Source organism: Sulfitobacter dubius (genome assembly GCF_027214245.1).
In the GTDB taxonomy this organism is placed as follows: domain Bacteria; phylum Pseudomonadota; class Alphaproteobacteria; order Rhodobacterales; family Rhodobacteraceae; genus Sulfitobacter; species Sulfitobacter dubius_A.
The window spans coordinates 1-22423 of the sequence record NZ_JAPWHM010000005.1; the positions used below are offsets into that span (position 1 = coordinate 1).

The 22423-nt window shown below is 61.5% G+C and carries 28 protein-coding genes; 15 read left to right on the top strand and 13 right to left on the bottom strand.

What is annotated here, in order from left to right:
- The first annotated feature begins 188 nt into the window (after nucleotides 1-188).
- Genes O4H31_RS12855 through O4H31_RS12865 form a run of 3 tightly spaced genes read left to right on the top strand, consistent with a single transcriptional unit; the run spans nucleotide 189 to nucleotide 2319 of the window.
- Nucleotides 189-1034, top strand: coding sequence for a DUF692 domain-containing protein (locus O4H31_RS12855; RefSeq protein ID WP_269346379.1), 846 nt, complete (start codon nucleotides 189-191; stop codon nucleotides 1032-1034).
- On the top strand, nucleotides 1031-1789 hold the full coding sequence (locus O4H31_RS12860; RefSeq protein WP_269346381.1) for a DNA-binding domain-containing protein: 759 nt from the start codon (nucleotides 1031-1033) through the stop codon (nucleotides 1787-1789). The genes O4H31_RS12855 and O4H31_RS12860 overlap by 4 nt, the downstream gene beginning before the upstream one ends.
- On the top strand, nucleotides 1786-2319 hold the full coding sequence (locus O4H31_RS12865; RefSeq protein ID WP_269346382.1) for a DoxX family protein: 534 nt from the start codon (nucleotides 1786-1788) through the stop codon (nucleotides 2317-2319). The genes O4H31_RS12860 and O4H31_RS12865 overlap by 4 nt, the downstream gene beginning before the upstream one ends.
- Here the strand turns inward: O4H31_RS12865 and O4H31_RS12870 are convergent.
- The gene (locus tag O4H31_RS12870; protein ID WP_269347199.1) at nucleotides 2316-2636 is read right to left on the bottom strand and encodes an ArsC/Spx/MgsR family protein; all 321 of its coding nucleotides are present in this window, start codon (nucleotides 2634-2636) and stop codon (nucleotides 2316-2318) included. The two genes, O4H31_RS12865 and O4H31_RS12870, sit on opposite strands and share 4 nt — an antisense overlap.
- Nucleotides 2637-2804: 168 nt before the next feature.
- On the opposite strand from O4H31_RS12870, the gene O4H31_RS12875 reads away from it, so the two are divergent.
- Nucleotides 2805-3011 carry a cold-shock protein gene (locus O4H31_RS12875; protein ID WP_067262111.1) on the top strand — a complete coding sequence of 69 codons (207 nt, stop codon included), beginning with the start codon at nucleotides 2805-2807 and terminating at the stop codon, nucleotides 3009-3011.
- Nucleotides 3012-3065: 54 nt separating this feature from the next.
- Here O4H31_RS12875 and O4H31_RS12880 read toward each other — a convergent pair whose 3' ends face one another.
- The 4 genes from O4H31_RS12880 to O4H31_RS12895 form a co-directional block, all read right to left on the bottom strand.
- Nucleotides 3066-3371 carry a hypothetical protein gene (locus O4H31_RS12880; RefSeq protein ID WP_269346384.1) on the bottom strand — a complete coding sequence of 102 codons (306 nt, stop codon included), beginning with the start codon at nucleotides 3369-3371 and terminating at the stop codon, nucleotides 3066-3068.
- Nucleotides 3372-3454: 83 nt separating this feature from the next.
- Nucleotides 3455-4639, bottom strand: a complete 1185-nt coding sequence (locus O4H31_RS12885) for a cytochrome P450 (protein ID WP_269346386.1) — start codon at nucleotides 4637-4639, stop codon at nucleotides 3455-3457.
- 42 nt (nucleotides 4640-4681) lie between these two features.
- On the bottom strand, nucleotides 4682-5161 hold the full coding sequence (locus O4H31_RS12890) for a dihydrofolate reductase (RefSeq protein ID WP_269346388.1): 480 nt from the start codon (nucleotides 5159-5161) through the stop codon (nucleotides 4682-4684).
- Nucleotides 5161-5994 carry a thymidylate synthase gene (locus O4H31_RS12895; protein WP_269347201.1) on the bottom strand — a complete coding sequence of 278 codons (834 nt, stop codon included), beginning with the start codon at nucleotides 5992-5994 and terminating at the stop codon, nucleotides 5161-5163. The genes O4H31_RS12890 and O4H31_RS12895 overlap by 1 nt, the downstream gene beginning before the upstream one ends.
- 260 nt (nucleotides 5995-6254) lie before the next feature.
- Here O4H31_RS12895 and O4H31_RS12900 point away from each other — a divergent pair, with 260 nt between their 5' ends.
- Both O4H31_RS12900 and O4H31_RS12905 read left to right on the top strand, forming a co-directional pair.
- Nucleotides 6255-6689, top strand: coding sequence for a VOC family protein (locus O4H31_RS12900; protein WP_269346389.1), 435 nt, complete (start codon nucleotides 6255-6257; stop codon nucleotides 6687-6689).
- Between the two features lie 151 nt (nucleotides 6690-6840).
- Complete coding sequence (locus O4H31_RS12905; RefSeq protein ID WP_269346390.1) at nucleotides 6841-7587, top strand: DUF1194 domain-containing protein; 747 nt, start codon at nucleotides 6841-6843, stop codon at nucleotides 7585-7587.
- Here O4H31_RS12905 and O4H31_RS12910 read toward each other — a convergent pair.
- From O4H31_RS12910 to O4H31_RS12920, 3 genes are all read right to left on the bottom strand, one after another.
- Nucleotides 7581-8081 carry a MarR family winged helix-turn-helix transcriptional regulator gene (locus O4H31_RS12910; protein WP_067622903.1) on the bottom strand — a complete coding sequence of 167 codons (501 nt, stop codon included), beginning with the start codon at nucleotides 8079-8081 and terminating at the stop codon, nucleotides 7581-7583. The genes O4H31_RS12905 and O4H31_RS12910 overlap by 7 nt on opposite strands.
- A gap of 84 nt (nucleotides 8082-8165) precedes the next feature.
- Nucleotides 8166-8432, bottom strand: coding sequence for a succinate dehydrogenase assembly factor 2 (locus O4H31_RS12915; RefSeq protein ID WP_067941403.1), 267 nt, complete (start codon nucleotides 8430-8432; stop codon nucleotides 8166-8168).
- A complete protein-coding gene (locus O4H31_RS12920) occupies nucleotides 8425-8826 on the bottom strand; it encodes a helix-turn-helix domain-containing protein (protein WP_067622907.1) in 402 nt (133 codons plus the stop codon). The genes O4H31_RS12915 and O4H31_RS12920 overlap by 8 nt, the downstream gene beginning before the upstream one ends.
- Before the next feature lie 85 nt (nucleotides 8827-8911).
- Between O4H31_RS12920 and O4H31_RS12925 the strand changes: the two genes are divergently transcribed.
- Both O4H31_RS12925 and O4H31_RS12930 read left to right on the top strand, forming a co-directional pair.
- Entirely contained in the window at nucleotides 8912-10114 is a 1203-nt protein-coding gene (locus O4H31_RS12925; protein ID WP_269346394.1) for a pyridoxal phosphate-dependent aminotransferase, read from the top strand.
- Between the two features lie 9 nt (nucleotides 10115-10123).
- A complete protein-coding gene (locus O4H31_RS12930; RefSeq protein ID WP_269346397.1) occupies nucleotides 10124-10525 on the top strand; it encodes a hypothetical protein in 402 nt (133 codons plus the stop codon).
- Nucleotides 10526-10528: 3 nt separating this feature from the next.
- Here the strand turns inward: O4H31_RS12930 and O4H31_RS12935 are convergent, their stop codons facing one another.
- On the bottom strand, nucleotides 10529-11884 hold the full coding sequence (locus tag O4H31_RS12935) for an MATE family efflux transporter (RefSeq protein WP_269346399.1): 1356 nt from the start codon (nucleotides 11882-11884) through the stop codon (nucleotides 10529-10531).
- 148 nt (nucleotides 11885-12032) lie between these two features.
- On the opposite strand from O4H31_RS12935, the gene O4H31_RS12940 reads away from it, so the two are divergent.
- The 6 genes from O4H31_RS12940 (at nucleotide 12033) to O4H31_RS12965 (ending at nucleotide 17212) form a co-directional block, all read left to right on the top strand.
- Nucleotides 12033-12920, top strand: coding sequence for an alpha/beta fold hydrolase (locus O4H31_RS12940; protein ID WP_269346400.1), 888 nt, complete (start codon nucleotides 12033-12035; stop codon nucleotides 12918-12920).
- A 47-nt stretch (nucleotides 12921-12967) separates the two neighbouring features.
- Nucleotides 12968-13216 carry a hypothetical protein gene (locus O4H31_RS12945; RefSeq protein WP_067263649.1) on the top strand — a complete coding sequence of 83 codons (249 nt, stop codon included), beginning with the start codon at nucleotides 12968-12970 and terminating at the stop codon, nucleotides 13214-13216.
- Nucleotides 13213-13590, top strand: coding sequence for a type II toxin-antitoxin system death-on-curing family toxin (locus tag O4H31_RS12950; RefSeq protein ID WP_269346403.1), 378 nt, complete (start codon nucleotides 13213-13215; stop codon nucleotides 13588-13590). The genes O4H31_RS12945 and O4H31_RS12950 overlap by 4 nt, the downstream gene beginning before the upstream one ends.
- 96 nt (nucleotides 13591-13686) lie before the next feature.
- The gene (gene parE, locus O4H31_RS12955; RefSeq protein WP_269346406.1) at nucleotides 13687-15642 is read left to right on the top strand and encodes a DNA topoisomerase IV subunit B; all 1956 of its coding nucleotides are present in this window, start codon (nucleotides 13687-13689) and stop codon (nucleotides 15640-15642) included.
- Nucleotides 15635-16327, top strand: coding sequence for a hypothetical protein (locus O4H31_RS12960; protein ID WP_269346407.1), 693 nt, complete (start codon nucleotides 15635-15637; stop codon nucleotides 16325-16327). Before parE ends, O4H31_RS12960 begins: the two co-directional genes overlap by 8 nt.
- A 207-nt stretch (nucleotides 16328-16534) precedes the next feature.
- A complete protein-coding gene (locus tag O4H31_RS12965; RefSeq protein ID WP_269346408.1) occupies nucleotides 16535-17212 on the top strand; it encodes a hypothetical protein in 678 nt (225 codons plus the stop codon).
- Nucleotide 17213: 1 nt separating this feature from the next.
- On the opposite strand, the gene O4H31_RS12970 is transcribed toward O4H31_RS12965, so the two are convergent.
- From O4H31_RS12970 to proS, 4 genes are read right to left on the bottom strand one after another with little or no spacing between them, the layout of a single operon-like run.
- Nucleotides 17214-17897 carry an ABC transporter ATP-binding protein gene (locus O4H31_RS12970; protein ID WP_269346409.1) on the bottom strand — a complete coding sequence of 228 codons (684 nt, stop codon included), beginning with the start codon at nucleotides 17895-17897 and terminating at the stop codon, nucleotides 17214-17216.
- Nucleotides 17890-19185: a lipoprotein-releasing ABC transporter permease subunit gene (locus O4H31_RS12975; protein WP_269346410.1), complete on the bottom strand. Its 1296-nt coding sequence runs from the start codon at nucleotides 19183-19185 to the stop codon at nucleotides 17890-17892. The genes O4H31_RS12970 and O4H31_RS12975 overlap by 8 nt, the downstream gene beginning before the upstream one ends.
- A gap of 54 nt (nucleotides 19186-19239) precedes the next feature.
- Nucleotides 19240-19746, bottom strand: a complete 507-nt coding sequence (locus O4H31_RS12980) for a DUF2937 family protein (RefSeq protein ID WP_269346411.1) — start codon at nucleotides 19744-19746, stop codon at nucleotides 19240-19242.
- Nucleotides 19747-19754: 8 nt separating this feature from the next.
- Nucleotides 19755-21095, bottom strand: a complete 1341-nt coding sequence (gene proS / locus O4H31_RS12985) for a proline--tRNA ligase (RefSeq protein WP_269346412.1) — start codon at nucleotides 21093-21095, stop codon at nucleotides 19755-19757.
- Between the two features lie 245 nt (nucleotides 21096-21340).
- Between proS and O4H31_RS12990 the strand changes: the two genes are divergently transcribed.
- The gene (locus O4H31_RS12990; protein WP_269346413.1) at nucleotides 21341-22423 is read left to right on the top strand and encodes an AI-2E family transporter; all 1083 of its coding nucleotides are present in this window, start codon (nucleotides 21341-21343) and stop codon (nucleotides 22421-22423) included.

A 22423-nucleotide genomic window follows, 5' to 3' on the forward strand; every position in this document is an offset into this window, starting at 1 on the left:
CGGCACCTCCCCGGCCGCGGCCCGCCCCCGCCGAGGGGCGGGCCCGCGCGCCCGATTGAGCGCGGCCCCCCGGCCCCGCGCGCCCCGGTTTTTGGTAGCCGCTCCCCGGGTTTTGCCCCGATAAAAAAATGCCGCGCCGCGCGCCACCCCCCCCCGCAACCCCGCCCCGCAACACGCCGGAGGCCGATATGCGCGACGATACCCCCCCTGATACAAGGCTGCCCAATGCCCCCGGCGTCGGCTTCAAGTCTCGACATTTCGATGGCTTGATGGCCGATCCCGGCCCAGTCCGCTGGATCGAGGTGCATGCCGAAAACTACATGGGCGACGGCGGCCGCCCCCATGCGCAGCTGCGCGCCTTGCAGGAACGTTTCGCCCTGTCGGTCCATGGCGTCGGCCTGTCGATCGGGGGCGAAGGGCCGCTAGACGCGGCCCATCTGGCACGGCTCAAGACCCTCTGTGACCGGACGCAGCCGGCGTCCTTCTCCGAACATCTGGCGTGGTCGACCCATGGGATGGAGTATCTCAACGATCTCCTTCCGCTGCCCTACACCGAGGAAACGCTGACCCGTGTGGCGTTACATATCAACCAAGTCCAAGACGTCTTGGGTCGGCAAATGCTGCTGGAAAACCCCTCCAGCTACCTTGCATTCGCGGAATCCGACTTGTCTGAAACGGACTTTTTGACAGAGATTATAGCGCGCACCTCCTGCGGACTCTTGCTGGATGTCAACAATGTCTTCATTTCGGCCACCAATCTCGGGCTGTCGCCACAGGGCTACATCGACGCCTTTCCGACAGACCATGTGGGCGAGATTCATGTGGGCGGCCATGATGACGACACTGACGATCACGGCGCGCCGCTTTTGATCGACAGCCATGGCAAACCGGTCGTCGATCCTGTTTGGGACCTGCTAAGCTACACGCTGGCCCAAACCGGGCCAAAGCCGGTGCTGGTCGAGTGGGACAATGACGTGCCCGACTGGCCCGTCCTTCGGGCCGAAGCCACCCGCGCCGCTGAGGTGCTGGTGTGACCGACCAACACAGCTTTCGCGCGGCCCTGCTTGATCCGTCACGGCCCGCACCCGATGGGCTGCGCGATGGCTGGGGGCAACCGGCAGGAGCGCGCTATGGCGTCTATCGCAACAACGTCACGCATTCCCTGATCGCCGCGCTCGAAGTGGCCTTTCCCCTTGTGCGCAAGCTGATCGGCGCCCGAAACTTTGCCGAACTGGCCCCGCTCTACGTCCGGGCACATCCGCCGACATCTCCGATGATGATGCATTACGGCACGGATTTACCCGCCTTTATCGCGGCTTTCGCCCCTTTGGCTAAGATTGGCTACCTCGCCGATGCGGCACGGCTCGACCTTGCTCTGCGTGCCTCCTACCACGCGGCTGACGCGGTTCCGCTTGATCCGAAGGTCTTCGAAACGCTTGGCCCCGATGCAGTGATGGGGGCAAGGCTCACCATCGCGCCTGCTACCCGCATCTTGCGGTCAGACTGGCCGCTTTTCGACATCTGGCGCTATAACTTCACTGAGGACGCGCCCAAGCCCCGCAGCGCAGCGCAGGATGTTGTAATCACCCGCCCCGCCTATGATCCCGCGCCGCATCTGCTGCCGCCCAGTGCGGCGCACTGGCTCTCCCACCTCGCCGACGGCTTGCCCTTCGGGGCGGCCCATGACGCCACGGTGGGCGCCCAGCCCGCGTTTGACCTCGCCGCGGCCCTGACGCTCGCACTGAGCCACGGTGTCTTCAGCGCAATTTCTGTGGAGGACAGCAAATGACCCGGCTTCTTACCCTATACCGCAACGCCGCCGACCGTCTGGAGCGGGCCGACTGGCTGCTTCCGACCCTCGCCCGGTTCCTCTTTGCCGCGGTATTGCTGGTCTATTTCCTGAATGCTGGGCTGACCAAACTCGGGCCCGGCCCCTTGGGCATCTTTACCCCATCCACCGGAGCCTATGCGCAAATCTTCCCCCGCGTGTTTGAGGCCGTGGGCTATGACAGTGATGCGCTTGGAGTGTTCCATTGGCTCGTCGTCGTCGCCGGAACGGTGGCGGAATTTATCTTGCCGCTGCTCATCGTTATTGGCCTGCTGACCCGACTGGCGGCACTGGCGATGGTGGGCTTTGTCGTGGTGCAATCCCTCACCGATCTTTACGGCCATGGCAGCGCGCTTGGCGCGTGGTTCGACCGCTTTCCCGATGCCCATATCCTTGACCAGCGGGCGCTCTGGGTGTTCTTGCTTTTGGTGCTCGTCGTCAAAGGTGCCGGCCCATTGTCACTGGACCGGCTGATTGCAGGCCGAAGTTAAAGCATCGCATGAACGTCAGCTTCTATCTCTTTGTTCCAACCTAGAAATAGCTTGTCACCCACCGAGATCAGAGGTCGTTTCATCAGCGCTGGATGAGCTTCTATCAGGACGAGCGGCGTCTGCTTGCGCGCCTCCTCATCCAGCCCCCTCCAGGTGGTGGAGCGGGTGTTGAGCAAGGCCGAACCAAATTGCTCATGGGCCTGCGTCAAAACCGCCCTCGGCACGCCCGCCTCCCGAACATCGACCAACTGCGCCTCTGGCAGCGCCTTTTTCGCCTTGCGACAGCTGTCACAGTTTTTCAGCCCATAAATTAGCACATCCGTCTCCCTCAGCCACGCGATCGCGCCCCCAATTGCGGGTTTCGCACCTGATCGCTTGATTTTTTCCAAGTCCGCGCGATCTTTCTATTATGGCGGGTCGCAATTCAATCGCTTTCGCCATTCTGCTCGACGCAGATACGCAAAGACAAAGGAGGCGCGGAGATTATGCCAACTGGCACCGTGAAATGGTTTAACACCACCAAAGGCTACGGGTTCATCGCCCCCGAGAGCGGCGGTAACGATGTATTTGTTCATATTTCAGCGGTCGAACGCTCTGGCCTGACCGGCTTGGCGGATGATCAAAAGGTCAGCTACGAGCTGACCGAAGGCCGCGACGGTCGGCAGATGGCCACCGATCTCGCCCTGCTCTAGCCACGATATCGCAAAAGAACACCCGGCGTCCCGCGCCGGGCGTTGCTTGGGAGTTCACTGATACGAACAGCCCTTTGCCCCGACCGGGCAAGGCACGCGGGCTGAGCGGCGCAGTGTCACTGCGCGGTGCGGGTGGCGATGGCGGTGAACAACCGGATGCGCTTTGACCTCTGCATAGGTCATGGGCTGGTTCGGTGTCCCGCAGCCAATCGCGCCGCCAAGCGTCACCGGCTGCAAGCCAGCCGGGCAATAATTCGCGCTGCTAGGGTAGACATAGACCTTAGGGTCGGCCGAAGCCTGACCGGCCAGGCCCGCAGAAAGCAGTCCTACCGCCGCGGCAATAGCTGTCGTTAGACGCATGATAATCCTCGCAATTATATACAATATGAACGAAGATTGCCGGGGCACTTTCATCAAGTCCAGTCATTTATGGCAGTGCGTCTTTAACTTAACCGCGCCGGAAGCGTCGCATAGCCGTGAAAACGGATGCGCCCGCCGCCCTGACGCGCTGCGCTGATTTCATAGTCCGGGTAGCGGTTCAGAAAGCGTTGGAGGGCAATTTTCCCTTCCATCCGGGCCAAGGTCAGGCCCACGCAAACATGCGGACCACCGGCAAAGGCCAGATGCCGATTGGGTTTGCGCCCGATATCGAATTTCGTCGGATTCTTAAAGACTTCAGGGTCGCGGTTGGCCGCTCCGATGCAAAGATGCAGGTTGGTCCCCGCGGCAATCTCCACCCCGCCGATCGTGACGGGAGCCGTGGTCTCGCGGTTGCCGAACTGATTGGGCGAGCGGAAGCGCAGCACCTCTTCGATACAGGGGCCGATCAGCGCGGGCTCCGCCAACAATCGCGCCTTTTGATCCGGGTGGTCATGGAGCAGCGCGAGGGCACTTCCGATCAGGTTGGTTGTCGTCTCATGGCCTGCATTGAGAATAAATATGCAGTTTTGAATCAACTCGATCTCGGTCAACTGGCCGCCGTCATCTCCGGCAATGAGCCGCGTCAGCACGTCGGTTTCAGGATCCCCCGGTTCAGCCCGGCGTCGGGCGATGAGGTCTTGCAGGTAGGTTTTGAAAGCGCGCACCGCAGTATGGCCCGCCTCCAGCTCCGCTTCGCTCAAGGTAGGCTCCAGCGCACCGAGAATTGCCAGAGACCAGTCCCGAAGGGGGCCGCGTTCTTCCATCGGAACGTCCAGCAGGTTGCCGATGATCTGCACCGGGATGCAACTGGCATAGTCGTCTATCAGGTCCGGCGTGGGGCCCAGCCCTTCCAGCAGACGGTCGACCGTGTCGATCAACCCCGGCTCCATCCGTGCCAGCGCCTTCGGCGTCAGTGCCGATGTCATGATCCGCCGCACCCGGGTGTGCAACGGTGGATCATTGAACACGAGGCTTGTGGTGTGATGCTCAAACAAGGGGCTGCCGGGGCCGAATTTCGGCGCAAAGGCCAGCTTTTTGTCCGAGATATAAAGCGTGGTGTCGCGGTAAATCGCGTTCAGGTCCGCGTGGCGGCAGATCAGCACAGAGCCATCGGGCTGGCGCAGCACCGGGGTCTCGCGCAGCAGGCGGTCGTAATGGGGGAATGGGTTTTCGACAAACCCCTCGGGCGGTGCGGACAGATCAAACATAAGCTGCAGTGATGCGCGGCGCGCGGCCTATGTCAATGGTTGTCACCGGCGGCGCAGCCACTCCCGTGCGATGGCGCGCGGGCCCGTCGCGCGCAGGCAGAGATTGCCAAGCTCAATCCATTCTTCAGGGTCAAACTCGGGGAAAAATGCGTCTGCCGCGTCGATTTCCACGTCGACTTCGGTCACCAAGAGCCGATCCGCCAAGGGCAGAAGCGCGCGGTAGATGCCTTCGCCGCCAATGCCGTAGACCCGGCGATACCCCTCAGCCGCGCAATGGCCCAAGGCCGCCTGCGGGTCGCGCGCCACATGGACGCCCTCAATACCGGTACTGGAGACCACGCAATTCAGACGGTTTTTCAACGGCTTGAACGGCAGGCTTTCCCAAGTACGGCGTCCCATGATGATGGCACCACCGGTGGTTTCGCGCTGAAAGAATTTCAGGTCTTCGGGCAGCGACCAAGGGATATCCCCGTCTTTGCCAATGGCACCATTGCGGGCGCGGGCGACGATCAGGCTCAGCATCAGACGGCCACCGGCGCTTTGATTGCGGGGTCGGGGTCATAGCCTTCGAAGGTGAAATCCTCATAGCGGAAATCAAAGATCGAGTTCACCTCGCGGTTGATCCGCAGCTTTGGCAGCGGCTTGGGGGTGCGCGCAAGTTGGGTCTGCACCTGTTCCAGATGGTTGGAGTAGATATGCGCGTCGCCCATCGAATGCACGAAATCGCCCGGTGCGTAGCCGGTGACATGGGCCAACATCTCCAGCAGCAGTGCGTAGGAAGCGATGTTGAACGGCACGCCAAGGAACATATCCGCAGAGCGCTGATAAAGCTGCAAATGCAGCTTGCCGCCCGCGATGCGCACCTGCCATAGCGTATGGCAGGGCGGCAGCGCCATCTGGTCCACCTCGCCCGGATTCCACGCCGAAACGATTAGGCGGCGGCTATCGGGGGTCTTGCGGATCGCCTCGACCAGTTTGGCGATCTGGTCGACCTGCCCGGCCTGATGCAGCACCGTCCCATCGGGCTGCGGCATCGGCTCACCCACCATCGGAAAACGCCGCCATTGATGGCCATAGACCGGGCCGAGATCACCGTTCTCATCCGCCCATTCGTCCCAGATGCGAACGCCATTTTCCTTGAGGTAGCCAATGTTCGTGTCGCCCGAGAGGAACCACAAAAGCTCATGCACGATGGATTTCAGATGCAGCTTCTTCGTCGTCACCAGCGGGAAGCCATCGGCCATCCGGTAGCGCTGTTGCATCCCGAAATGAGAGATCGTCCCCGTTCCCGTGCGGTCGGTCGAGGTCACCCCCTGCTCCAGCACTTCGCGCAGCGCATCATGGTACTGTTTCACGCAGGCCCCCCCGTTATCCGTGGCATTTGTCATTGCATACCCTTCCGCGCCGCGCGCCTCAAGGCGAGCTTTGCGGGGGCAATCGACCGGCAATGCCGTTGCCGCCTTTGACACCGGTGGTTTCGCGCCTAAACTCTCTATCAAAGCGCGGCGGGCATATTTTTCCGCCTCCCGTTTTGTGACGACTTTTTGACGACGAATTTTCGGCCCGATCAGGGTGTTCCAATCCTGTCCCAAGCGGCCCAACTGAAGGAAAACCGATGCCCATCAAATACCTGCACACAATGGTGCGCGTGAAGGATCTGGACACCTCTATCGCATTTTACAAACTTCTGGGCCTTGTGGAGCGGCGCCGGATCGACAACGATGGGGGCCGGTTCACGCTGGTTTTCCTCTGCCCGCCGGGCATGGATGATGGCCATGCGGATGTGGAGCTGACCTATAACTGGGATGGCGATGACGCGCTGCCCAGTGACAGCCGCCATTTCGGCCACCTCGCCTATACGGTTGAGAATATCTATGAGACCTGCCAACACCTGCAAGACAACGGCGTGACCATCAACCGCCCGCCGCGCGACGGGCGCATGGCCTTTGTCCGCTCGCCCGACAATATCTCGGTCGAACTGCTGCAAGAGGGTGACGCCCTGCCCGCGCAGGAACCTTGGGCCAGCATGGAAAATAGCGGCCATTGGTAAGGCTCTTCATCCGTGCCCTGCTGGCGCTGATGCTTGCGCCCATGGGCGCAGCGCGGACGGCCCTTTGTCGTCTCGCGCGGCGCCCGGTGCGTGATGTGCCCTCTTCGGTCGCCCCCAAGAAGGGGCCGCCGCGGCTGAGCGGATCGCTGGGATGATCCGCGCGGCCCTCGCCCTTTTTCTCACGATCAATGCCGTCCAATCGGCCGAGGCCGCTTGTCGGCAGGCGCTTGTCTTGGGGCTGGATGTCTCTGGTTCGGTCGATGCCCGAGAGTATCGGTTGCAGATCGGTGGTTTGGCCGACGCGCTGAACGATCCGCGTGTGCGGGACGCCCTGCTGGCGCTGCCGGAGCATGGCGTCGACCTGATGATCTATGAATGGAGCGGGTCCAGTGACCAGAGGGTGATCTTGCCTTGGACCCCGTTGAGCGACGCGGCGGCACTTGAGGGGGCCATCACCCTTTTGCGCAGCACCGTGCGGCGCGCGGCGTCTCCCGGCACGGCATTGGGGGATGCGATGCAGTTTGGCGCGCGCCAGTTGGCGACGCGCGCCGCCTGCCAGAAACACACGCTGGATATCTCGGGCGATGGCATCTCGAACTTCGGTCCGCGGCCCCGGGATATACGCGACAGGTTGCAAGCCCCGCCCCTTGGGTCGCAGGATCTGACCATCAACGGTTTGGTGATCGGCGCGGAAGACCCGGCGCTTGGCGACAGTCGGCAGGGCGAGGTCGGCGCGCTGGCGTCATACTACCGGGCTGAAGTCATGCTCGGCCCCGGCGCATTCGTTGAAACCGCTGAGGGGTTTGAGGACTACGCCCGCGCCATGACACGCAAGCTCTTGCGGGAAGTGGAGGGGAGGGTCTACTCCCACCTCATCCCCCCTGCCCGTGATCAGTAGATATAGCGGATCTGATCCGTCCAATACCGTTCCATCCGTTTGAGAGAGCGGGTGATATCTTCGATCCCCGCATCGCCCAGCACGCCCTTGTGTTCCATCCCATCGGCATGGCGCGAGAAAAGCTCGGCCACCACATCGCGGATATAGCGCCCCTTTTCGGTCAGCCGAACGCGGACGGATCGGCGGTCAATCTCGCAGCGCTGGTGGTGCATATAGCCCATTTCGACCAGCTTCTTGAGGTTGTAGCTGACGTTGCTGCCCTGATAGTAGCCGCGGCTTTTCAGCTCGCCCGCGGTCACCTCGTTATCGCCGATGTTGAACAAAAGCAGCGCCTGCACGGCGTTGATCTCTAACACGCCGACACGTTCGAATTCGTCCTTGATCACGTCCAGCAGCAAGCGGTGCAACCGCTCGACCAAGGACAGGGACTCAAGATAGCCTGCCATAAAACCCTTTATGGCCATCGGCTGCGCAGCGGGGTCTTGAATGCTCATGCGAAATCTCCGGTTCACCTTGTTCGAACCGGAAACTCGCTGAAAAATCAGAATAATTCGTTAAACCCTTTCGGGTTTTTTGAATCAGCCCCGCGCCTCGGCCAATTGCCCGCGGATATCCGTGACCAATGCTGCATAGTCGGCGGGGGCCTCGGCCTGTCCGCTCACCCAAAGATAGAGGTCGTGGTCATTCTCATTGAGCATCTGATCATAGAGCGTAAGCCCCGCGTCATCCATCTGCGGCAGCCGCGCCTCGGCATAGGCCGATAGGATCAGGTCCATCTCTTTGATGCCCCGGCGCATGGAGCGCATTTGCAGGCGTTTTAACCGGTGTTCATGGACCTCAGGCATCTGCGGGCTCCGTCATAAGGCGCCGAATGCGCTTTTCCATTTTGCCGACAGTCTCGGCCTTTTTCAGCAGGTCGCTGCGCAGGGCGCGCATGTCGGCCAGCACTTCCTCAAGATCGACGCGGCGCGCGGTCTCGCCCGCTTCGGGGGCATCGACCCCCTCGCCTTCGCCATTGATCAGCCACATCATAGAGACATTGAGCAGCCCCGCCAGCATCGAAAGCCGGTTGGCGCGCGGCTCGGACAGGTCTTCTTCCCAGCCGCGCAAAGTCGCCAGACGCACGCCGAGCCGTTTGGCCAGCATCGCCTGTGTCATGCCAGTCTGTTCGCGGGCCGCCGCGACCCGGTCGCCAAAGGTGGCGGCCTCGGGGCCGTACCAGTCAATCTCGTCGGTCATGCTTTATCTCCTGCCAGACACCCTTGCCGGGTGCGGGGACGCCCCCTATGAACGTGGGGATATTCATAAGCAACCCGAGGCTGAAATGGAACTGCTGTCCGCGACCCTTGATCGGGTCAAACCGTCGCCCACCATCGCCGTTACCACCAAGGCGGCAGAACTCAAGGCCGCGGGGCGCGACATCATCGCGCTTGGCGCGGGCGAGCCGGATTTCGACACGCCGCAGAATATCAAGGACGCCGCTGTCGCCGCGATCACCGCAGGCAAGACGAAATACACCCCCGTGGATGGCATCCCTGAGTTGAAACAGGCGATCTGCGCCAAGTTCAAACGCGACAACGGGCTGGACTACACGCCCGCGCAGGTCAGCGTCGGGACGGGCGGCAAGCAGATCCTCTACAACGCGCTGATGGCCACGATGAACCCCGGCGAAGAGGTCGTGATCCCCGCGCCCTATTGGGTCAGCTATCCCGACATGGTGCTCTTGGCAGGCGGCACGCCCGTGATCGCGCCTGCGACACTGGAGAACAACTTTAAGCTCACCCCAGAGGCGCTGGAAGAGGCGATCACAGCTAATACAAAGTGGTTCATCTTCAACTCCCCTTCGAACCCCACCGGGGCGGGCTACAGCCGGGAGGAGCTGAAGGCTCTGACGGACGTATTGATGCGCCACCCGCATGTCTGGGTGATGAGTGACGATATGTACGAGCACCTCGCCTATGACGGCTTCGCGTTCTGCACCCCGGCCGAGGTCGAACCCGCGCTTTACGACCGCACGCTGACCGTCAACGGCGTGTCCAAAGCCTATGCCATGACCGGCTGGCGCATCGGCTATGCCGCAGGCCCGGAAAAGCTGATCGGCGCGATGCGCAAGATTCAATCGCAAAGCACGTCAAACCCCTGCTCGGTCAGCCAGTGGGCTGCGGTTGAGGCGCTGAATGGCACGCAGGATTACATCGCTGAAAACAACGAGATGTTCGTGCGCCGCCGCAATCTGGTGGTTGAGATGCTCTCGGCCATTGAGGGGATCACCTGCCCCACGCCCGAGGGGGCGTTTTACGTCTATCCCTCCATCGCCGGGCTGATCGGCAAGACCTCGGCGGCGGGCACCCAGATCACGGATGATGAGACTTTTGCCACCGCGCTGCTTGAGGAAACCGGCGTGGCGGTCGTCTTTGGCGCGGCCTTCGGTCTTTCGCCGAATTTCCGCGTCAGCTACGCTACGTCTGACGAGGCGCTGAAAGAGGCATGCACCCGCATCCAGACCTTCTGCGCCGGGCTGACGTAAAGGCGAACCATGGCAGGCGATCTTCCCAACTATTACTTCAGGGTCCGCGAGAATGGCGCGGCGGTGTTTCGGCTGGATGCCGCGAACCGCCAGCGCCGGATCGAGATGGAGCAGATCGCCGTCATCAACATCCGTAACGGTGAGGTAAAGCCCCATGGGCAGCACCGTTTGACAGAAGCGGATCAGACCGAGATTGCCCGCTGGACAAAGGCCCGCCGCGAAACCCTTGCCGCCCGAGAGATTGACGACATCCGCCGCGCGGTGGATCATTTGAACCTCACCACGCAATGGGTGCAATCGCGAGCCACGGATGCCGAGTTGGATGCGGTGACCGATGACCTGTTGCTGGCAATGCATGATCTGCGCAGCACGCTGGTGCGCAAAAAGGCGGATCGGATGGATCGGGGCTGAGAGTTACCCGGCCAGTGACTTGACCGTGACGCCCCAGAACCGCGCGTTGAGCAGCAGCCCCGCGACGCCCAGCCCGGCCACCAGACCGGCCCAAATGCCCATCGCTCCGAACCCCAGCGTAAAGCCAAGGAAATAGGAGCAGGGCATCCCGACCACCCAATAGCTGATCGCGGCCATCACCATCGGGATCTTGGTATCCTGCACCCCGCGCAGCAGGCCAAGCGCCACCACCTGCGCCCCGTCGACCAGTTGAAACAGCGCGGCCATGACCAGAAGGCCGGTGCCGATGGCAAGAATCTCAACACGCGCAGGCTCATCCTCTTGCATGAAAACCGAGATCAACGGCTCGGGCCAGCCCACAAAACCGACCATAGTGATCAGCGCAAAGACCAGCGAGAGCCCCGTCACGATCACCGCGCCGCGCTTCATATGCGGCACGTCGCGGCGGCCATAGGCATTGCCCGCGCGGATCGTGGCGACATTGCTCAGCCCCAGATGCACCATGAAGGTCAGAGAGGCGAGCTGGATCGCAATCCCATGCGCCGCCAGCGGGATCGTCCCAAGCCAGCCCATCATCAACGAAGAGGCCGCAAACAGACCGACTTCGCTCAGCGTCGTCAGACCAATCGGCAGACCCAGCGTAAAGACCCGCACCAGCATCTGCGTATCAACCCGCCACAGCCGCACGAATAGGCTGTGCTGCGGCAGGGCGATCAGCACATAGATCACCACCCCGATCAGCGAGACGCATTGCGTCGTGACCGAGGCCACCGCCGCGCCCATCACGCCAAGCTCCGGCGCGCCCCAGTTGCCGAAAATCAGCGCGTAGTTCGCCATCGCGTTGATCACGGCCGCCAGCAGGGTGATCCACAGCACGACCTGCGTCCGCTCCAAGGCGGCAAGGTAGGATTTCAGCACCATCACCAGCAGCGCGGGCACAATCCCCCAGCCCGCGACTTTTAGGTAATCCCCCGCCGTATCGGCAAGGTTGGGCCCCTGCCCCAGAAGGTCCAGCACCGCAGGTGACCAGATCATCGCGGGCAGCGCGATCATCGCAAAACCCACCGACAGCCACAGCCCCATGCGCGTGGCGCGGCGCAGGCCAATCTCATCATCCTCGGCGTCATAGGCGGCCACCAGCGGCATCACCGCCATGGCAAAGCCCGAACCGAAGATGAACAGCACGAAGAAATAGGTGCTGCCCAGAACAACCGCCGCCAGCGCCTCGACCGAATACCAGCCCAGCATGACCGTATCGGTCACCCCGATGGCCATCTGTGCCAGATGCCCGCCGATCAGCGGCAGGCCAAGCGTCAGGATCGCCCGGACGTGATTGCGGTTGGTCATTACTTTGGTCATGGGCAAGCCTTACGCCGGGGCGCTGCAAAGGGAAAGTCCGGTTTTTGCGCTCTGTCATGGGTTTGCGGGGCTTTCTTGCCCTGATTTTGCCATGAATTCCTTGCGTCTGCGACCCTGAGCGGCAAAGCTGATGGCAGGAGGGCTCGCGATGGAACCAACACGGACCGAAACCCGCCACGTGAACGGTCAGGAGATTTTCATACGCCATTGGGGAGATGAAAGCCTGCCACCGCTGCTCATGCTCCATGGCTTTCCCGAATATGGCGGCGCATGGCGCGATCTGGCCCCGCTGCTTTGCCAACACTTTCGCTGCATCGCCCCCGACCAGCGCGGCTATGGTCAAAGCAGCGCACCCGAGGGAATTGAGCCCTACGCGATGGCGCACCTTATGTCCGATATGGCCGCGTTGATCGGGGACAGGTCGGTGACGGTTTTGGCGCATGACTGGGGCGCTTCGGTGGGCTACGCGCTGGCGATGTTCCGGCCCGAATTGGTGGCCCGGCTGATCATTCTCAACGGCGTGCATCCCGTGCCTTTTCAGCGTGCCATGGCCGCAGGCGGTGCACAGTCGCGCGCCTCGCAATATATCAACGCGCTGCGCGCCGAAGGCAGCGCGGTGAGGCTGGCCAAAGACGATTTCGCCGGGCTGCTAAAACTCTTTTCGGCGCATATGGACCTGAGTTGGCTGACCACAGAGCGGCTTGAGGATTACCGCGCGGAATGGGGGCGTCCGGGGCGGCTGAGGGCGATGATCAACTGGTATCGCGCCTCCCCCCTGCAAGTCGCGTCTCCCGGCAAACCCCTGCGCGACCTGCCAGAATTCCCAGTTGAACGTTTGCGCGTGAACTGCCCGCATCTGCTGATCTGGGGGGTAGAGGATACCGCCCTTTTGCCCGAAGCCACCGCGGGGCTGGAAACCTTCGCGCCAGACCTTACCCGTGTTGAGATAGAAGGCGCGGACCACTGGTTGCACCACCAAAAGCCGTCAGAGGTGGCGGCGGCGGTCCTCGACTGGTGCAGGCAGCGGCCCTTGTAAAATGCGCAACCAAATGTATATTGAGATGTGCATTCAGGAGCCGCGCCATGACCCGCATTCACACCAACCACATCGCCACCATGACCGAAATGCGCGAACCGCATAAGGTATTGGAACGCTCTGGTGGCAAACCCGTGGCGGTGATGAAGAACTCACGTTGTGTGGGGTATTTCGTACCAGCCGAGGCGACCCTGCAGGAGGAGCCGCGCGTGGCCACGCTGGATGAGGTGATGGAGAGCATTGCCGCCACCCGTGAGCAAACCCAGCCCGTGCTCGACTACCTCAAAGACAAATGACCTATGTCCTTCTGAACGCCGACCTTGTCGAAACCATTCATGATGCTGTCCTGAACCCCGGAGAGCTTGCTGGTCGGGCGCTGGACAAATCTCTTGATGGGGCGCTGGCACGGGTGGACAACAGGCTGGTCTACGGGATGATCGCGGATACCTTTGATCTTGCCGCTGCCTATTGCGTGGCCGTGGCCACCGGTCATGTCTTTAATGACGCGAATAAGCGCACTGCCTATAAAACCATGATCGTTTGCTTGCATCTCAATGGTATCCGCATCGCCCACGACACCATCGAGGCAGGCGACCTGATCCGCGAAGTGGCCCAAGGCCGCATCGACGAAGAGACCCTTGCCGATTGGCTGCGCGCCAAAGCCGGCTGACCGGGTTAAATCCGCCCGACAAGACAAACCCGCGATTGCCCCCGGCGCGCGGGGCTGTCAAAATGGCCCCCACCCACAAACAAAGAGCAGGCCCGCATGACCGATCTTCTTTCCGGCCAGGAACCCACCGAATACGATGCCTCCTCCATCGAAGTGCTGGAGGGGCTGGAGCCTGTCCGCAAGCGCCCCGGCATGTATATCGGCGGCACCGATGAACGCGCCCTGCACCACCTTGTGGCCGAAGTGCTCGACAACTCGATGGACGAAGCGGTGGCGGGCCATGCCAACCGGATCGAAGTGGAGCTGAACGCCGATTATTCGGTCACCATTCGCGACAACGGCCGCGGCATCCCGATCGACCCGCACCCGAAGTTTCCCGACAAATCCGCGCTTGAAGTGATCCTCTGCACGCTGCACGCGGGCGGCAAGTTCTCGGGCAAGGCCTATCAGACCTCGGGCGGTCTGCACGGGGTTGGTGCATCTGTGGTTAACGCGCTGTCTGATTCCATGGTCGTGCAGGTCGCGCGCAACCGCGAACTGTTCGAACAACGCTTCTCCCGCGGCATCCCGCAAGGCCCGGTAGAGAAGATCGGCGCGGCGCCCAACCGGCGCGGCACCACGGTGACTTTCCACGCGGATGAGCAGATTTTCGGCGCCCACCGTTTCAAACCCGCTCGCTTGCTAAAGATGGTCCGCTCCAAGGCCTATCTCTTCTCCGGCGTCGAAATCCGCTGGAAGTCCGAGATCGAAGACGGCGATACGCCCATGGAGGCGACCTTTCATTTCCCCGGCGGTCTGGCTGATTACCTGCGCGAAACCTTGGGCAAATCAACCACCTATGCCGAAAACCCCTTTGCCGGAACGGTCGAGTTCCAAGAACGCTTTGGCGTGCCGGGCAAGGTGGAATGGGCGATCAACTGGACCCCTGCCCGCGACGGCTTCATCCAGTCCTACTGTAACACCGTCCCGACGCCCGAAGGCGGCACACATGAGGGCGGCTTCTGGGCCGCGATCCTCAAGGGCATTCGCGCTTACGGCGAGCTGGCGAACAACCGCAAGGCCAAGGACATCACCCGCGAAGACCTGATTACGGGCGGCTGCGCGCTGGTGTCTTGCTTCATCCGCGAGCCAGAATTCGTGGGCCAGACCAAAGACCGCCTCGCCACGACCGAGGCCGCACGTTTGGTTGAGAACGCCGTGCGCGACCACTTTGACAACTGGCTGGCGGCAGACACGAAATCCGCCGGTGCGATCCTCGATTTCCTCGTCCTGCGCGCCGAGGAGCGGATGCGCCGCAAGCAGGAAAAGGAAACCGCCCGCAAATCCGCCACCAAAAAGCTGCGTCTGCCCGGCAAGCTGACCGACTGCACCAGCAAGACCCGCGAAGGCACCGAGTTGTTCATCGTCGAGGGCGACAGCGCCGGCGGCTCCGGCAAGGGCGCGCGCAATCGCAACACCCAGGCGCTGCTGCCGCTCAAGGGTAAAATCCTGAACGTGCTCGGGGCAGCCTCCAGCAAGATCACCACCAACGCCGAGATCAACGACCTCTGCGAGGCGCTTGGCGTCGGCATGGGCACGAAATTTAACCTCGACGATCTGCGCTATGACAAGATCATCATCATGACCGACGCCGACGTCGACGGCGCGCATATCGCGTCGCTATTGATGACGTTTTTCTTTACCCAAATGCGCCCGCTGATCGACGCGGGGCATCTGTACCTCGCCTGCCCACCGCTGTTTCGCCTGACGCAGGGGGCGAAACGGGTCTATTGCCTTGATGAGGCAGAGAAAAACATGTGGTTGGAGAAGGGTCTCGGCGGCAAAGGCAAAATCGATGTCAGCCGCTTCAAGGGTCTGGGCGAGATGGACGCGAAGGACCTGAAAGAGACCACGATGGACCCCGAAACCCGCAAGCTGATCCGCGTGACCGTGGACGAGGACGTGCCGGGCGAGACCGGGGATCTGGTCGAGCGGCTGATGGGGAAAAAGCCGGAGATGCGGTTTGCTTATATTCAGCAGAACGCGCAGTTTGTGGAGGAGTTGGATGTTTGAGGGGGCAAATAGCTATTGCTCCAACGTAAAGTATCGGTTCGGTAGTTTTTGGTATAATTTCAGATGGGATGATTACGTCACTTTATTTGAGGGGCCACTATCAAAAGCCTTCGCAATCGTTCCAATCTTCGCTTATCTAATCATTTTCAACGATGCGTTATTGGATCAATTCGGCTTCAGCGAACTCATCGGGGCTGAAGACAGCTCATACTTTCTAGAGGATGGCTCGCGATTAAGATTCGCGTATTTTGGATTAATCTTTTTAGGATTAGGACAACTGCTCTTTATTTGGCGCCGACCGTTCGTATTGAAACAAGCAAAATCGCAGAGCGAATACATCGCGTTTGTCCAGAGCGTTTTTACACCTAGAGACTTTATTGAAGTATATGGTCGCATTGAAAGCCATGGTCATACCACTCTTTACGGTAACGATGAACTCAGACAATGGGAAAGCTTCAAGCAGCAAATCACCGATCACACAATCGTCAATTACTCTTACAAAGCTGCGATAGAAAAATTTAGTGGATTAGTGCGGTGTCTCGCTATCGACCACTATGTGACTTATGTCAAAACGCGAAAAACTTGGCTTCTAGTTTCGTTAATTATGGTTCTTGCGGGGTACGCCCTTCTCTCGATACCGAGTATTGACTTGTTTTTCCGGGTTGTCGAAAGCGTATTCTCTTAGCTTATCTCATATGTTTATGGAGCGTTTCCCAGCCACACCTGTTCCGTATCCCATGCGACTTTGGCGCATAGCCCTTCCCTTCCCCCCATGGGGACGGGGCTTCCACAGAACGACAGGTCGGGACCGCAGCAGCAGTTGCCCGCAACGTCAGCACCCAGCCCAATCTTTCCCCTTGATCCGCCGCCCGCACCGGTCCTAACTCGCCCTATGATCCGCGCCCTCCTCCTTCTTCTCCTCCTCACCGCCTGCGGCCGTCCGCTGACGGAGAACGAGCGCGCCTATCTCTCCACCATCCACGGCAATTCCGTCGACTATACCCGTGTCCGCCTGCATGACGGCGCCCCCACCCGCGCCGTTACCTTCACCCGCAAGCCGCGCCCACGCACCACCTGCCGCGAGCGCATCCTACCGCCGCAGGAAGGTGACACCGTGACCTCCAAACCCGCCGCCGTGGCCCTGTGGAACAACCTGCTATTCGACAAGGATTGGTACCTCGAAGACTACCTCCCCGATCACCCCGACCGCATTGGGTTGATCGCGGCGATGCTGCTGGCGCATGAGATCACCCATGTCTGGCAATGGCAGAACCGCAAGCTTACCGGCTATTCGCCCCTGCGCGCAGCCTCAGAGCAGTTCACCAGCCCCGATCCCTACCTCTTCGAAGTCGACACGCAGCCGCGCTTTCTTGATTTCGGCTATGAGCAGCAGGGCTCAATCGTAGAGGAATTCGTCTGCTGCCGCGCGCTCGACCCGCAGGCGCCACGCACCCAGCGGCTGCATGCGATGCTCTCGGAGGTCATGCCCGTCGCCCCCCTGCCCCAAAGCCGCCCCTATGACGTGAGCCTGCCGTGGGATGGGGTTGAGTTGGACAATATCTGCGGCTGATTTAGACCGGCACCAATTGCCCCGCCTCAAGCCGGATCTGTCGGTCCATCCGCGCGGCCAGTTCAAGGTTATGCGTGGCGATCACCGCCGAAAGCCCCGTGCCGCGCACCAGCGCCATCAGCGCCGCAAACACCTGATCCGAGGTCGAGGGGTCGAGGTTGCCTGTGGGCTCGTCTGCCAGCAACAAACGCGGCGCATTGGCTAGCGCCCGGCAGAAGGCCACCCGCTGCTGCTCACCGCCCGACATGGCGGCGGGGCGGTGGTCGGCCCGCTCGGCGATGCCCACCTGTGCCAAGAGATCACGCGCCCGCGCCTCGGCCACCTTGCGGGCCACGCCATTGGCAAGCTGCGGCAGCACGATGTTTTCCAGCGCGGTGAACTCGGGCAGCAAGTGGTGGAACTGATAGATGAAGCCGACATCCGCCCGTCGCACGCCAGTGCGCTTGCGGTCGCTCTGGCCGGTCAGATCATCGCCCGCGATCTCCACCGTGCCGCTGTCTGCCGTATCCAGCAACCCCGCGATATGCAGCAGGGTCGACTTGCCCGCGCCCGAAGGCGCGACCAGTGCCACGACTTCACCGGGAGCGACCTCCAGATTGATGTCGCGCAGCACCTGCACCTCGTTGGGCTTGCCGGGGTTGTAGGCCTTGGAAATGCCGCTCAGGCGCAGGACGGGATCATTCATAGCGCAGAGCCTCCACAGGGTTCATCCGCGCCGCACGGCGGGCGGGAAAGATCGTCACGATGAAGCTCAGGCCCAGTGACAGGGCCACGGCGGAGAGCACATCGGCCAGCTGCAATTTGGCAGGCAAGAAGTAGATGCCCCGGATCGAGGCGTCCCAAGCATTGCCGCCGCTGAGGTAGTTCACAAAGGCGAAAATTTGGTCGACGTAGATCGCAAAGAGCACGCCCAGCACCACGCCTGCGGCGGTGCCGATGATCCCCGTGAACGCGCCGCAGATAAAGAACACCCGCAGCACCGAGCCTTCGGACAGCCCCATAGTGCGCAGAATACCAATGTCGCGGCCCTTATTCTTGACCAGCATGATCAGGCCCGAGACGATGTTCATCGCGGCGATCAACACCAGCACCGAGAGGATCACGAACATCACCCGGTCCTCGATATCCAGCGCCGAAAGGAACGAGCCGGACGCATCGCGCCATGTCCAGACCTGTGCGCGATCGCCCGCCGCCTGCATCAGCGCCGGCGCCATGGCGTCAACGCTTTCGGGGTCTTCGACCATAACCTCCAACTCATCCGCCACGCCCTCGCGGTTGAAAAAGCTCTGCGCCTCGGCGATCGGCAGATAGACACGTGTCTTATCAATATCATAGCGCCCGGCAGAGAAGATATAGACCACTTCATAACCGTTCACCCGCGGGCTGGTGCCAAAGGCGGTTTTCACCCCATTGGGCGAGATCAGCTTGATCGTGTCACCAACCTGCACGCCCAAGCTCTGCGCCACGCCGCTGCCGATGGCGATGCCTTCCTCAAACCGGCCAATGTCACCGAAAGAGCGCTCGGAAGGTTGGATGCCGGGGATGGTCATCAGATCATCCGACACGATGCCAAAGACCTCAACGCCTGCGTTGGACTGACGCCGGTTCGCCATGACCTGCTGGCGCACCAAGGGGGCCACGCGGGTCACGCCGGGCACTTTTGCGACCTCGGCGGCCATCTCGGTGTAGTTGGCGATGGTGCGGTCGATCTGGCCGTTTTCCTGCACCTCGCCCATGGTGTAGACCGTGACATGGGCATTGGCTCCGAGGATCGTATCGACGAATTCAGCCCGGAAGCCCGAGCGGACCGACAGCGTGGCAATCAGTGCGAAGACCGCGAGCGTGATGCCAATGAGGCTGATCCATGTCATGACGCTCACCCCGCCCTCGGCGCGGCGGGCGCGTAGGTAGCGCCATGCGATCATCCATTCAAAGGCCGCGAATGGGGCGGTGCGTGTGGGTTTGCTGGCCATGCGGGAGGGCTCCGGTCTGAGGTGCGCGCAACCTGAGGCTTTGCCCCAGAAGGGTCAAGAACGCAATGCCCGGCGGCGGCGGAAGCGCGCGGGCCATGTGGGCAGCCAGAGGAGCAGCCGCGCAAAGGCGGCTCCGGCGATGAAGCCTATGGTGGCGAAGATCAATTCGGCACGGCTGCGCGGCGCGGTGGGCGAAAACTTCTGCACGGTTGCGCGCAACGCTTCTGCGTCAGGTGCGCGTAACAGGAAATAACTGCGCAGGAACGGACCCGCCGTTTGCAGTCGCGGCACCTGCGCCTCAAGCGCCATGTGCCTTTCGACGTTGCGGGTCAGATCGATACGTCGGCGTTCCAACAAGGCCGACCCACGCAGCCGCGCAAGCGCGGCCTCTCGGTCAAGCCCGGCGGAGCGGGCGGCAGCATCAAAATGCGCTACAACACCGGAGAGCGTTCGCTCTGCGGCTTCTAGCTCAAACACATAGGCCCGGGTAAACCCCGGGCCTTGCGCGGCAACTCCTGCCCCTATGATCCCACCGGCCAATGTCAGCGCCCGCAGGATCATCGCGGCGCTCAGACGATACCGGCGTAGATTTTCGCCAGCTTTTCGACCGCCTGTTCGGGCGGCAGCTCTTCGCTTTCACCCGTACGGCGGCTGGTGAGTTCGACCACGCCGTTTTTCAACCCGCGCGGACCGACGGTAATGCGCCATGGCAGACCGATCAGGTCCATCGTCGCAAATTTCATACCAGCGCCGCCTTTGCGGTCGTCATAAAGCGGATCGAGGCCCAGCGCCTTGAGGCTCTTATAAAGCGCATCGCAGGCCGCATCGGCTTCGTCGTCGCCTTGCTTGAGGTTGACGATACCTGCGTGGAACGGTGTCACGCCTTCGGGCCAGATGATACCCTTGTCGTCATGGCTGGCCTCAATGATCGCGCCCAGCAGACGGCTGACGCCGATGCCGTGGCTGCCCATATGGACCGGCACCTGTTTGCCGTCAGGGCCTTGCACCTTGGCATTCATCGCGTCGGAATATTTCGTGCCGAAGTAGAAAATCTGCCCAACTTCGATGCCGCGCGCGGTGCGCTGGCGGTCTTCGGGCACTTTGGCGAAAAGCTCGGGGTCGTGGGTTTCATCGGTGCGGGCGTAGCGCGAGGTGAATTCATCCAGCACGGCGCGGCAGGCGTCGTGATCATTGGGGTCAATCTCGCGGTCGCCGAAGGTCAGATCGGTGATCTCGCTGTCATAGAAGACTTCCGATTCACCCGTCTCGGCCAGCACGAGGAATTCATGCGTGTCATCGCCGCCGATGGGGCCGGAGTCGGCGCGCATCGGGATGGCCTGAAGGCCCATCCGCTCATAGGTGCGCAGGTAGCTGACCAGATGGCGGTTATAGGCGTGCAGCGCGTCCTCTTTGGTGAGGTCGAAGTTATAGCCATCTTTCATCAGGAACTCGCGGCCCCGCATTACGCCGAAACGCGGGCGGATCTCGTCGCGGAATTTCCACTGGATGTGGTAAAGCGTCAGCGGCAGGTCTTTGTAAGAGCCGACATGGCTGCGGAAGATGTCGGTGATCATCTCTTCGTTGGTGGGACCGTACAGCATGTCGCGGTCCTGACGGTCGCGGATGCGTAGCATCTCGGGGCCGTAAGCGTCATAGCGGCCCGATTCCTTCCACAGGTCCGCCGATTGCAGCGTCGGCATCAGCATCGGGATATGGCCCACGCGCTGTTGCTCTTGGTGCACGATCTCTTCGACCTTGCGCAGCACCTTGTAGCCCAGCGGCAACCAAGAATAGATCCCCGCGCTGGATTGCTTGATCATCCCCGCCCGCAGCATCAACCGGTGGCTGACGATCTGCGCCTCGGCAGGGTTTTCCTTCAGCACGGGCAGAAAATATTGGGACAGACGCATGGTGTTTCCTCATTGAGCGAATTGCCCCCTGACTAGTGCATGTCAGGGGGCGAGACAATCACATCGCACAGGCCGCGCAAGAGTTTGGCCGCCCGCGGCGCACGGCGCCCATCTCTCGAGCGGCCTGTACACAACGGACGACGTGCTGTCCTGATGGTCGCCCGATCTCCCCCCAGTCAAGCAGCCAAGACTTGAAACGAAACGCCACATGGGCGATGTGAGAACATTCCCTGCCGGAGAGCATCATGGCCCTGCCAATCCGAGACCAACTGAAATACTGGGGCATCGCTGCGGCGGTGTTCATGGTGGCACTGTGGTTCATGGGCGACGTGCTGCTGCCCTTTCTGCTCGGCGGGGCGATTGCCTATTTCCTCGATCCGGTCGCCGACCGGCTGGAGCGACTGGGGCTGAGCCGTGTGATGGCCACCGCGCTGATCACCGTGGCGGCTCTTTTGATCTTCGTGCTGATGGCGCTTTTGGTCATCCCGACGCTGGTGAACCAAACCGTCAACCTGATCGAGACCGCGCCCAAGGTCACTCGCAATTTCACTGATTTCATCACCGACCGTTTCCCGTCGATTTTGGATGACGATTCGACGCTGCGCACTTCGCTGACCACCTTGGGCACGACGATCCAAGAACGCGGTGGTGAGCTGTTTCAAACCGCACTGGCCTCCTTTGCCTCGCTGATCAACATCCTGCTCTTGTTCGTTATCGTCCCCGTGGTCGCCGTCTATCTGCTGCTCGACTGGGACCGCATGGTTGCTGCCATTGACCGGCTGCTGCCGCGCGACCATGCGCCGACGATCCGGCAATTGGCGCGGGAGATCGATGCGACACTCGCCTCCTTCGTACGCGGCATGGGCACGGTCTGCCTGATCCTTGGCACCTATTACGCCGTGGCTCTGATGCTGGTGGGGCTGCAGTTCGGCCTCGTCGTCGGCTTTGTCGCGGGGCTGGTGACCTTCATCCCCTACCTCGGCGCATTGATCGGTGGGGCGCTGGCGATTGGTCTGGCCCTGTTTCAGTTCTGGGGTGATTGGCTTTCAATTGGGCTGGTCGCCGGCATCTTCGTGCTGGGCCAGATCGTCGAGGGCAATCTGCTAACCCCGAAGCTGGTCGGCAACTCCGTCGGGCTGCACCCGGTCTGGCTGCTGCTGGCGCTGTCGGTCTTTGGCACACTCTTTGGCTTCGTCGGGCTGCTGGTCGCCGTGCCTGTGGCCGCCGCCATTGGCGTCATCGCGCGCTTCGCCACGGCGCGGTACCGTGAAAGTGTGCTTTACATGGGCCGTGAGCCTGAAACGATGGTCGACGAGGACATCCGCTAA